The organism is Vreelandella lionensis (assembly GCF_044543515.1).
Classification (GTDB): Bacteria; Pseudomonadota; Gammaproteobacteria; order Pseudomonadales; family Halomonadaceae; genus Vreelandella; species Vreelandella lionensis.
Genome location: NZ_JBITWC010000044.1, coordinates 1 through 11533, shown reverse-complemented (window position 1 = coordinate 11533; position 11533 = coordinate 1). Strand labels below are relative to the sequence as shown.

At 58.8% G+C, this 11533-nt stretch carries 8 protein-coding genes; 5 read left to right on the top strand and 3 right to left on the bottom strand.

The window, feature by feature from the left end; genetic code table 11:
• Positions 1-143: 143 nt before the first annotated feature.
• Together ACIGG6_RS18050 and ACIGG6_RS18045 are read right to left on the bottom strand one after the other, a co-directional pair.
• A complete protein-coding gene (locus ACIGG6_RS18050) occupies positions 144-1601 on the bottom strand; it encodes an aminoacyl-histidine dipeptidase (protein ID WP_399846475.1) in 1458 nt (485 codons plus the stop codon).
• Positions 1602-1633: 32 nt separating this feature from the next.
• Positions 1634-3838: a tRNA(Met) cytidine acetyltransferase TmcA gene (locus ACIGG6_RS18045; protein WP_399846472.1), complete on the bottom strand. Its 2205-nt coding sequence runs from the start codon at positions 3836-3838 to the stop codon at positions 1634-1636.
• Between the two features lie 332 nt (positions 3839-4170).
• On the opposite strand from ACIGG6_RS18045, the gene dctP reads away from it, so the two are divergent.
• The 4 genes from dctP (at position 4171) to ACIGG6_RS18025 (ending at position 9044) form a co-directional block, all read left to right on the top strand.
• Positions 4171-5274, top strand: a complete 1104-nt coding sequence (dctP, locus tag ACIGG6_RS18040; RefSeq protein WP_399846470.1) for a TRAP transporter substrate-binding protein DctP — start codon at positions 4171-4173, stop codon at positions 5272-5274.
• 77 nt (positions 5275-5351) lie between these two features.
• The gene (locus ACIGG6_RS18035; protein WP_399846468.1) at positions 5352-5855 is read left to right on the top strand and encodes a TRAP transporter small permease subunit; all 504 of its coding nucleotides are present in this window, start codon (positions 5352-5354) and stop codon (positions 5853-5855) included.
• Positions 5852-7180 carry a TRAP transporter large permease gene (locus ACIGG6_RS18030; protein ID WP_062361834.1) on the top strand — a complete coding sequence of 443 codons (1329 nt, stop codon included), beginning with the start codon at positions 5852-5854 and terminating at the stop codon, positions 7178-7180. The genes ACIGG6_RS18035 and ACIGG6_RS18030 overlap by 4 nt, the downstream gene beginning before the upstream one ends.
• Before the next feature lie 163 nt (positions 7181-7343).
• Positions 7344-9044 (top strand): ABC transporter permease, encoded by a 1701-nt coding sequence (locus tag ACIGG6_RS18025; RefSeq protein ID WP_399846466.1) that lies wholly within the window; start codon positions 7344-7346, stop codon positions 9042-9044.
• A 13-nt stretch (positions 9045-9057) separates the two neighbouring features.
• Here ACIGG6_RS18025 and ACIGG6_RS18020 read toward each other — a convergent pair whose 3' ends face one another.
• Positions 9058-10155: an ABC transporter ATP-binding protein gene (locus tag ACIGG6_RS18020; RefSeq protein WP_253505491.1), complete on the bottom strand. Its 1098-nt coding sequence runs from the start codon at positions 10153-10155 to the stop codon at positions 9058-9060.
• Between the two features lie 224 nt (positions 10156-10379).
• Here ACIGG6_RS18020 and ACIGG6_RS18015 point away from each other — a divergent pair, with 224 nt between their 5' ends.
• A complete protein-coding gene (locus ACIGG6_RS18015) occupies positions 10380-11405 on the top strand; it encodes a Fe(3+) ABC transporter substrate-binding protein (protein WP_399846464.1) in 1026 nt (341 codons plus the stop codon).
• Positions 11406-11533 lie beyond the last annotated feature (128 nt).

Sequence of the window (11533 nt, the reverse complement as noted above, 5' to 3'; positions counted from 1 at the left end):
ACTAAAATGCATAAAAATCCGGTATCAGAGAATCACTGATACCGGAATATCGCATTGTCAGCTCATTGGTGAAACTCTTAACTGACTGGCATTAGCACCTCGGTGCCGTTTTTTTGTTGCGGGTGGGTAGCATGAGCGCGGCGTTACTTCGCCAGCGCTTCCACCAGATCGCGCAGCATGGCCCAGAACTCCGCCACAGACGCTATTTCCACTCGCTCATCCGGGGAGTGCGCGCCGCGAATCAGCGGGCCAAAGGAAATCATATCCAGGTGGGGGTATTTGCTACCTAAAATGCCGCACTCAAGCCCCGCGTGAATCACTTTCACCTCGGGTGCGTGGCCCATCAGCGCCGCATGGCGCGCCTTGAAAGTGGCCAGCAGCGGGCTATCCGGGTTGGGTGCCCAGCCTGGGTAGCCGTTCTCGACTTTCACCCGTGCACCCATTAGCCCAAACAGCGCCTGAAAACGCCCAGCCATTGCCTCGGCAGCGCTGTCGTGCAACGAACGCACCAGGGCGCAGAGGTGGAAGCGCCCCTGCTCGACGCTTAACACGCCCAGGTTATTGGAGGTTTCGACCACGCCGGGTACGTCTGCGCTCATGCGCTCGACGCCGCAGGGGGCGGCATGAAGCGCGGCCAGCAGCATGGCGCTAGCGTCCAGGGTCAGCGGCTCAGCGTCGGCCTGTTCGGCACGGGCGGCGGTCAATACCAAGCCGCTATCGCCACTGCCTAGCTCGGCTTTGAGGGTCACGGCCAGCTTCTCAACGGCCGCCAGGGCGGCGTCCATATCGTCGGCGGGCAGCGCTACCTGGGCAAAGGCTTCACGGGGAATGGCGTTGCGCAGCGTGCCGCCCTGGTAGCTCACCAGGCGGGCATCGAAGGCCTCCAGTGCCCACAGCACGCGCACCAGCAGGCGGTTAGCGTTTCCCAAAGGCTTATGGATATCCATGCCCGAGTGGCCGCCTTTCAGGCCGGTGAGCGAGAGAGAAAGGAGTTGCTCACCCTCCTGCAGGGCAGCGCTGGGCAGTTGAGCGTCGACCACCACATCCGCGCCGCCCGCACAGCCGATATACACCTCGCCGCGGTCTTCGCTATCCAAGTTGAGCAGCAGCGAGCCTTCCAACCAGTTTTCGGCAAGGTTCAGCGCACCGCCCATGGAGGTCTCTTCCTCCAGGGTGAACAGCGCTTCCAGCGGGCCATGAGTCAGCTCGGGGTCTTCCAGCACGGCCAAAATGGCCGCCACGCCCATGCCATTATCCGCCCCTAGAGTGGTGCCTTCAGCGTGAAGCCAGCCCTCTTTGACCACGGTGCGAATGGGGTCACGGGTAAAGTCGTGCTCATGCCCCGAGTTGGCCTGGGCCACCATATCCAGGTGCCCCTGCAGCACGATACCGGGAGCGCCTTCACAGCCGGGCGTTGCGGGCTTGCGAATGCGCAGGTTGCCAAAGGCATCCCGGTCGTGGGTGAGCCCCTGAGCATCGGCCCAGGCTTCTAACGTCGCCACCAAAGCGGCTTCATGGCCGGAGGGGCGTGGCGTGTTACACAGGGTGCGAAAGTGCTGCCATACAAGGCGTGGTTCGAGCGCTGCTAGATGTGCGTTCATGGAAACTCTTCATTATCGATAACGGGCTTACTTTACCGCTCTGGCTCACTGGGGAAAAGCGCACATGCTTCGAACACCTGCTGTACAGCCTGACGTAAGCGTTGTACGGCCTCTTTTTGAGCCTTAGCGAACGGCTGATTTTGGTAGGCCCAAGCAGCGAGCTGCTGATGCGCCTGCTGGGCCTCACCTAACGGTTGGCGGCCGGCTTCACGCGCCAGCGCCTGCAGCGCCGGGCGAGCCAGGGCGGGGTCGCGGCGGGCATAAGCGACATCGTGAATGGCTTGGTGCTCGGCTACGCTAAGCGGATGGCCGGGGAGCGAGGTGAGCAACAGCGCCACCACCGAAGCGGGCAGTGTTGCCAATTCAAACGCCAACAGGCCGGGTAGCGAAGCGGCAAAGCCAGCGGTTAATTCACTTAGCACCGACTGCCCCTCTTGGTTGAGCGATTTGGCGACCATCACGGCGTATTCGCCAGTGGCGGCTTCTCGGGTAATACCTAAACGCACCGGCACAAACCCCAGTGCCAGCCAAAAGCGCAGCAGCGACGCCTCTGCGCCAAAGGCGGCACCGTACAAGCCAATGCCTTGCTGAGCAGCGCTGACCATATCCTCTTCTAACAGCTGCCGCCCCAGCCCTTCGCGACGGCGCTGTGGGTGAGCAGCAATGCGCGCCACCCGCCGCCAGCGGGCGGTTAGCGCCTCACGGCTGCCGCAATGGGCCGCCAGCGACTGCGCCAACAAATGCCCCTGAGGCCTGCGCTCGCCTCGCGCCACCTGCTCGGCAAGCGCGGCCTCAAAGCCGCCCTCTTCTCGCGTGATCAGCACCGCTTGGGGGTCAGCCCCATCGCTGCCTAGCACCATGCGCAGCGAAGTGCCGGGGCCATCCAGCAGTTGGCGTAAATCGCTCGGCGTGGTGCGGTAGTGGGACTGCACCAGCAGGCCAAACAGCTTTTCCAGCAGAACGACCTGCTCTGCTAGCTGTGCTTGGCTAATCACCATGCTGGGAAGCCGCTCGCCCTGGTGTGGCTCTGCTTTGGGCAGCGGTGCATCGAGTAAAAGCAGGTGTTGAATGACGGCTTCCAGCGGGTCACCGGCTGACCAGCGTATTGGCGTTTGCAGCGTCAATTCACGCCACTGGGGCGCTTGGCGGTCTAGCACATCGCGAAAACGCAGCGCAAAGCCGCGCCCCGAGCCTTCGTAGCCATGCACCGTCGTGGCAAACGCAATGCGCGGAAAAGCCGCCAGCCAGCGGGCCAGCAACGACGCCGGAATGGCGGCGGCTTCATCCACCAGCAGCATACTGCCGCTGCCTCCTAGCGTGCCCTGCTCTACCTGCTCCGTCAGTACATCCGGCGGCAAAAAGCGCAGCCGACTGCCGTTGGGAAGCGACACCTCGGCAGGGCCATGCTGCGTCACCTCAGGGCACAGCGCCGCCACTCGGCTAAAGACGCTCTCCACTGCGCTAAGCCGAGGGGCCGTGAGCAGGAGTTCTACGTCACCGCTTTGCTGCAGTAACCGCGCGCAGGCTATGCCCAGAGCGGCACTTTTGCCTCGCCCCCGGTCGGCAGTCACCACTAGCGGGCGGCGGCGTTTGAGCTTGACCAGCGCGCTTACCGCGCTGGCCTGGTCTAGGGTGAGGCAGTCAGCATCGTCCCATTGCGCGGCGGCTTCTTGCCGTTTGCTCAAAGCGGGTAGCCATAGCGCACCACCAACGGGCCAGCGAACCACGGCGCTCGACTCGCCCAACTGACAGGCCAGCCGCGCTAAGTAGTGAGCACTGAGCGCCTCCCATGGCCAGGGGTGATCGGCAAGGCGGGCGTAGTCGGGATCGGGTTGGCTGCCCCACGTCGCTGGGGTAACCAGCACCAGTAGACCGCCAGCGCTGACAGTGCCCGCTAGTGCGCCTAGGGCATCTGGATCTAACCCTTGGTGGCCGCTGGCATCCAGGATCACAAGCTGATGCTCTGCTCCCAGCCGGGTGCGCGCTTTGCGGCTTGGCAAGCTCGGTGCTACCGGCGCTTGCTGGTCATCCCCTATCCACAGTGGCGCACTCCAGTCGAGTGCTTGCCATAGCGCCAACGCCTGCTGGCGCGCCTGCTCTGGAGCACCGTTAAGCCACACTAGCCCCCGCCAGCCGCGCCGTTTTAAACGGCGGGCATAGCTGGCTAACACAGCAGCTTGTTGTGCAACGGCAGTGCTAGCCGGTGAGGTAGGCTCAGCGTGGTGCGGCCTGCCCATGGCAACTCCTTAAAATAAAAATTCTCTTACAACTTTGGTTTAACAAATAGGTGCTTTTCAACGTTTTATCACCATAGACCCCCTGTGGAAGTGCACCCAATAGCATTTTAAAGCGATGTTTTGACTGCCATTTTTCAAATAAAACGGCAACAAAGCCCGCGTTAGCTTCCTTGTATTACTGATATTGCGCTGCAGCGGGGGGTATGTGCTAGCTTAGCGATGCAGCGCAGGATGTTTTACTTTACGTAAACGTCAGCCTGCCCGCTGTACTTTCCTGCTTTCAGGTCATTAACACTAATAACGCTAACCGCCAAAGTACCAGGAAACATACAATGAAAAAGACTACAAAATTCGCATTGACCAGCCTTGCCGCTGGCGTCGCTTTCGCCGCGCTCACCTCCACCGCCCAGGCACAAGAGCAGTGGACCATGACCTCCACCTGGCCGGAGAACCTGGATCTGATCAAGATCGACCAGCACTGGGCAGAGTTGGTTAACCAACTAGCGGGCGACGAAGTTCAAATTAACTTCCGCGCAGGCGGCACCTTGATGCCCGGCACCGAAGTCTTCGACGCCACTGAAACCGGCGCTATCCAAGCCGCGGGTGACTGGCCCGGCTACTGGGCAGGCTTAAACCCGGCGTTCTCGCCGCTGGCCACCACCACCAGCTTGTTCAACGGCGTGGATTACCTTAACTGGATCCAGGAGTGGGGCGGTTTTGAGCTCTACCAAGAGATCTATGGCCAGTACAACATGGTTTACCTGCCCTACGGTATTACCAACAATGAATCCGGCTTTATGGGCCGCACTCCCATCGAAAGCATCGCTGACCTGGAAGGCAAGCGCCTGCGTCTTTCTGGCCGTGACCAGGGCCGTGTGCTTGAAGAGTTGGGCGGCTCACAGGTCACGCTGGCTGGTGGCGAAGTGTACCAAGCCATTGAGCGTGGCGTGATTGACGCAGGTGAGTTCTCTACTCCCGGCGTTGACTTCAAGGCAGGCTTCGCCGAAGTGGCCGACTACTGGGCAACTCCAGGCTGGCACCAATCAGCGAGCGTGTTCGGCGTTATGATCAACAAAGATTCTTGGGATGCGCTTTCTGAAGAGACGCAAGTCAAGCTGCGTATCGCTGCCGAAGCCACCATGGCGTGGTCCCTCTCCTGGTCTGAGCGCGAATCCACCGAAGCGACCCAGAAGTTTATCGACGCGGGCGTGACCATCAACCAGTTCTCTGAAGAGGATCTGGCGCGTATCCAGGACATCACTAACGAGGTCATCGTTCGCGGTGCCTGCGAGAACCCTGACCACGCCAAGGTCTACCACTCCATGATCACTTACTTGCAGGAGTATGCAGCGTGGCGTGATGTGACGGCCCCGTTCAACATGAGCCGCACCATGGATAACCTGCCCTCACTGGAAGAGATCGAAGCCTGCCTATAAGGCACTCACTATAAAAGCGTAACATTGCCGCCCCAGCACCTGCCGGGGCGGCCTTAGCTCAGTTGCGGAGATCTTCCATGAATGCGATTGCCAAGGCGATCGATGCGATTAACGAGCTGTTTGGCCGCATTATCGCGCCGTTAATTGCCATCATTACTCTCATAGTGCTTTACGACATTGTGTCGCGCTTTTTCTTCGGCCGCCCAAGCGACTGGGCGTTCGATATTACGAAGATGCTGTTCGGCGCTCACTTTATGCTCATGGCGGCTTACGGGTTGCGTCATCACGCCCACGTTGAGGTGGATGTGGTGAAGCGTTTGCTATCTCGTAAGAAGCAGGCCGTGCTGGATCTCATTGGCTACCTAGTTTTCTTCGTGCCGTTTATTTGGCTGCTGCTGACCTACGGCTGGCGCTTCTTTGAGCGCTCCTTTAGCCGTGGCGAAACCACCTATGGCATGGTCTCGATTCCCGTTTATCCGGTGAAAGGGGTCATCGTAGTGGCCGCCGCGCTGATTTTGCTACAGGCGATTGCCATTGTGCTGCGCGCCATTATGCAGCTGCGTGAGGAGAAGTCCGCATGAGTGCAGAACTACTGACGCTGGTGATGTTTGGCGGGCTGCTGGTCGGGCTGTTTATGGGCCATCCGCTAGCCTTTGTGCTGGGCGGCATGGCGGTAATCGGCGCGTATCTAGGCCCCGGCATTAATACCCTCGGCATTATTATTAATAACGTTTATGGCAACGCCATGGACAACTATGTGCTGGTCGCCATTCCGCTGTTTATTTTGATGGCGCGCTTTCTCAACGACTCCGGCGTGACGGAGAAGATGTTCGACGCCATGCGCCTGCTGCTGGCGAATGTGCGCGGCGGCCTTGCGCTGACCGTGGTGGTGGTGTCGGTACTATTGGCGGCCACTACCGGCATCGTCGGGGCGTCCATTGCGGTAATGGGCATGATTGCCCTGGTGCCAATGCTCAAGTACGGCTACAACAAAGAGCTAAGCGCGGGTGTCATCATGGCAAGCGGCTGTCTGGGCATTCTGATCCCGCCCAGCATTATGCTGATCTTGATGGCCAGCTACTCGCCTGTCTCGGTGGGTGCACTGTTTGCCGGGGCACTGATTCCGGGCCTGCTATTGGGCGTGATGTACGCTCTTTACGTGGTACTGATCTGTTGGCTAAAACCCAGCTATGGCCCCAAAGTGCCTAAAGAGGAGCGCGCTGAGGTAAGTACCAAACAGCTGCTGGTGATGCTGGGTAAATACGTCGTGCCACCGATGTCGCTGATTTTAGGCGTGCTGGGTGCACTGTTTACCGGGATCGCTACCGCTACGGAAGCATCGGCGATTGGTGTCTTTATCGCTTTTCTGCTGTTCTTGATCTTTGGCGACCGCAAGCTCTCTACCTGCTACAACACGCTGATCGAAGCGGGTAAAACCACCACCATGGTGATGCTGGTACTGGTGGGCGCGACGGCGTTTACCGGCGTGTTCTCCATTGGCGGCGGTATGACGGTGATCAGCGACTTCGTACTGGCCATGCCAGGCGGCACCTTTGGCGCGCTGCTGCTGATGCTATTCCTGGTCTTTATCCTGGGCATGTTCCTGGATTGGACCGGCATCGTGCTGCTGAGTTTCCCGATTATGCTGCCGATCATTGCTCAGATGGGCGTGGACGTACTGTGGTTCGTGGTGATGGTGGCTGTGGTACTGCAGACCTCCTTCCTCACGCCACCGTTTGGCTATGCGCTGTTCTACCTCAAAGGGGTGGCACCGCCAGGGGTTGAGATCGTCGATCTGTACAAAGCGGTGGTACCGTTTGTGGCGATCATCATTCTGGCCTGTATCCTGATGTCTATCTTCCCCAGCTTGATTACCGGGCTACCTAGCATGATGGTGGGCTACTAACACATCAGTTGTTAGGCCAACGCTAAATCCCTCCGCTTTGCGGGGGGATTTTTTTGCCTGCCCGAATGCTGGCTGCACCCCACTGACGCAAGTGATACTATTTGCAACCGCTATTTTTTCGCATTGACGAGCCATGCTGCCCCTCGTCCAAGGAGCCAACGACGTGTCTACACCTGCTCGCCGGTCACCATCGGCTCTGCTTTCAGGTTTCGCATCACGCTTTACGCTGTCGCTTAACCCTTGGTCAATTGCACTTTTTCTGATTGCCCTGATTGTTGCACTGCCTATTTTGGTCGTGCTTGGCCATATCGTGATGCCCACCGAAGGCGTTTGGCAGCACTTGGCCAGCACGGTTCTGCCTCGCTACTTATCCAACACCTTCTGGCTGGTACTGTGGGTGGGGTTAGGCACACTGGTAATTGGCACAGGGACCGCTTGGCTGGTGGTGATGTGTCGCTTCCCCGGCAAGCGCCTGTTTGAGTGGGCGCTACTGCTGCCGCTGGCGGTGCCGACCTATGTGATTGCTTATGCCTACACCGATTTTCTACAGGTGGCGGGGCCGCTACAAAGCCTGCTGCGGGAGTGGTTTCACTGGCAGGTCGGCGACTACTACTTCCCCAATGTACGCTCGTTGGGGGGCGCTGCCACGCTGATCACCTTCGTGCTTTACCCCTATGTGTACCTGCTGGCCCGCGCTTCCTTCTTAGAGCAGTCGGTGTGCGTCTTGGATGTCGGCCGCACGCTAGGGCGCGGCCCCTGGCGTTTATTTGCCAGCGTTGCGCTGCCGCTGGCGCGCCCAGCGCTGGTGGGTGGCGTGTCGCTGGTGTTGATGGAGACGCTCAATGAGTTTGGCGCGGTGCAGTTCTTTGGCGTGGACACATTTACCACCGGTATTTACCGTACCTGGTTTGGCCTGGGCGAGCCGATTGCCGCTGCCCAGCTCGCCGCCTGCTTGCTTACTTTTGTGATTGCCTTTGTGCTGCTGGAGCGCTGGTCACGAGGTAAGCGTCGCTACTTCCATACCACCAACCGCTATCAGCAGTTGCCGGAGTATCGCCTGCACGGCTGGCACGCGACAGGGGCTACTCTGGCTTGTCTGCTCCCCGTTACCATCGGCTTTATGCTACCCAGCGGTATTCTGCTGGAAATGGCGATTACTACCGGCGACAGCCTATTTGGCACGCGTTTTATCGGCTTTGCCATGAACAGTTTAAGCCTGGCTACGGTGGCAGCGCTGATTGCGGTGGGGCTGGCGGTGCTGCTGAGCTACGGCGTGCGGCTGCACAACTCCCCCAGCGCGCGACTGTTTACCCGCATTGCGGCGATGGGTTACGCCATTCCTGGCTCGGTGGTGGCCGTGGGCATTTTAATTCCGTTTGCCTGGCTGGATAACGCGCTCAACACTTGGCTTCATGCCCATTACGATAAGATCATCGGCCTGGTATTTAGCGGCACGGCGTTTATTTTGATTTACGCCTACGTGGTGCGCTTTTTGGCGGTGTCGTTTAACGCAGTAGAGGCGAGCCTGGGCAAAGTGACGCCAAGCATGGACGCCGCCTCGCGCACCTTGGGGCAAACCGCCGGGGGCACGCTGCGCCGTATTCATACGCCACTGATGCGCAGCAGCCTATTGGCTGCGGGCATTCTGGTGTTTGTGGATGTGATGAAGGAGCTGCCCGCCACGATTATTTTGCGCCCGTTTAACTTCGATACGCTGGCGGTGCGCGCTCACAGTTTAGCGTCCGATGAGCGCTTGGCGGAGGCGTCTACTGCATCGCTCACCATTGTGGTGGTGGGGATTTTACCGGTAATTCTGCTCAGCCTGGCGATGCGCCGGGCGCGCCCAGGCAGCCAAGCTGAGTAATTAAAACGCGCAACTAACGCGGAAAGATAAACACCTGGGAGTGGTCGAGGTCGATATCGATCGGCTGCCCCTCCTGGGGCAGGAAGACCCCTGGCACCCGGGCGTGCAGGTGCGCTTCTTGGCCATCAGCACCGTGGGCACATAGGTGAATCAAGCTAGTGCGGCCCAGTAGTTTCGCCATCACCACGTGGCTGTGGCTGTGGGTTTCCGCAGGCAGGTCGCGCTCTTTGATACGCAGCGCCTCCGGGCGGATCATCACCTGGGCCTGGCTACCCTCTGGCAACCAGCTGGCATCTATGTCGCCTACCGGCGTTTGTACCACGCCTCCTTCCACCATCCCTTCAAGCTCGTTCACTTCCCCAAAGAAGGTCACCACAAATGGGTCGACGGGAGCGCAGTAAAGCTCCCGCGGGGTACCCGTTTGGACGATTTTGCCATCGCGCATCAAGGCGATACGGTCGGCCATAAACATCGCTTCTTCCGGGTCGTGAGTCACCAGCAGCGTGGCAGAGCCCAGCTTTTTCAACACGTGCAGCGTATCGTCGCGAATCCGATCACGCAGCCGAGCGTCCAGGCTGGAGAAGGGTTCATCCAACAGCATTAGCTTGGGCGTAGGTGCCAGAGCTCGGGCCAGCGCCACGCGCTGCTGCTGACCGCCGGAGAGCATATGCGGGTAGGTATCGGCGTAGTCAGCCATGCCAAGCTGGGTTAATAGCTCCAGCGCACGTTCACGGCGCTGGCTGGAGGGCAGATGCTTTAAGCCGAAAGTGACATTTTCCAACACGCTAAGGTGGGGGAACAGCGCCGAATCCTGAAACGCCAGCCCGACGTTGCGCTTTTCCGGCGGTACATGGCGTTTGCCGGGGGCGGCAATGGCCTGCCCTTCCAGGCTGACGGTGCCTTCTTGGACCACTTCCAGCCCTGCCGCAATGCGCAGTAGCGTGGTTTTACCGCAGCCGGAAGGGCCAAGCAGGCAGACCACTTCGCCCTGAGCAATGTCGAGATCAATACCTTTAACAACTTTGTTAGCCGCAAACGTATGCTGAACATCGCGTAGCGACAGCGCCGATGCAGGTGCTGCCACCTCAGAAAGGGACACAGTTGCCGTCATTCGTTCACCCATGGTTTGTTCGCCGGGAGAGCGCTGACCGCTCAGCCATTGCGAACACGGTTGAAAGTTATTTGCATTCTATTTTCTATTGGCGTGAGATGCACGTCTAGGCACAAAAAGTGATGCGAGTCATTAGCATTTCGCTTGACGTCCTTCGAACAAGGCGTTTCAATACGCCATGACGGTAATGCAACTTATTATCATAAACATTCAGGGTATTTGTTATGAAACAAGCACGTCTTACGGCCTCCGTAGCTGCCATCATGGCCGGTTCTGCGTTCGCCAGCAGCGCACTCGCTAATGAAGTCAACATCTACTCCGCACGCCATTACGACTCTGACGAAATTCTCTACCAAGCGTTCACTGAAGAGACAGGCATTGAAGTAAACGTGCTGGAAGGCGATGCCAACCAACTGATGGAGCGTATGCAGCGTGAAGGCGTGGCTAGCCCCGCCGACGTTATGCTGACCGTGGATGCAGGCAACCTGTGGCGCGCCGAGCAAGACGGTATTTTTCAAAGCGTAAACTCTGATGTACTTAACGAGCGCCTGCCGGAATCCATGCGTCACCCAGAAGGCATGTGGTTTGGCTTTAGCCAGCGCGCCCGCGTGATCTACTACAACCGCGAAAACTTCGACCCGAGCCAGATTGCTACCTACGAAGATCTTGCCGACCCGCAGTTTGAAGGCCAAGTGTGTATCCGTTCTTCCAACAACATCTACAACCAGTCACTGCTGGCATCGCTGATTGAGCACCACGGCGAAGAGGGCGCGCAGGAGTGGGCCCAGGGCGTTGTGAACAACATGGCCCGCGACCCGGAAGGCGGTGATACCGATCAGATTCTTGGCGTTGCCAGCGGCGAGTGCAACCTAGCGGTTGGTAACCACTACTACTACGTGCGTATGCTGCACTCTGACGATGCCGCCGAGCGTGAAGCCGCGCGCAAAGTGGGCGTGATCTTCCCCAATCAGGATGACCGCGGTACCCACGTGAACGTAGGTGGTGCAGGCTTAGTCGCCAACGCACAAAACCCGGAAAACGGCATTCGCTTCCTGGAGTTCCTGGCCTCTGACCAAGCGCAAGAAGTGCTGGCCGAGCGTAACTACGAGTTCCCGGTGGTAGAAGGCGTGAAGAAAAACCCAGTGCTGGAGTCTTGGGGCGATTTCGCTAAAGACGACATCAACATCAGCATCCTGGGTGAGAACAACCCGGAAGCGGTACGTATCTTCGACCGCGTCGGCTGGCGTTAAGCGCGGCTTGGGCACACGCTTTTGAAGCCGGTGCCTAAGGAAGGTCTGAATAATTACCGATATTCGTCAACGCTCACTTGAGCTGATAAAAAATTGCAAATTTAGGCACTATTTTCCCGTTCTTTGTG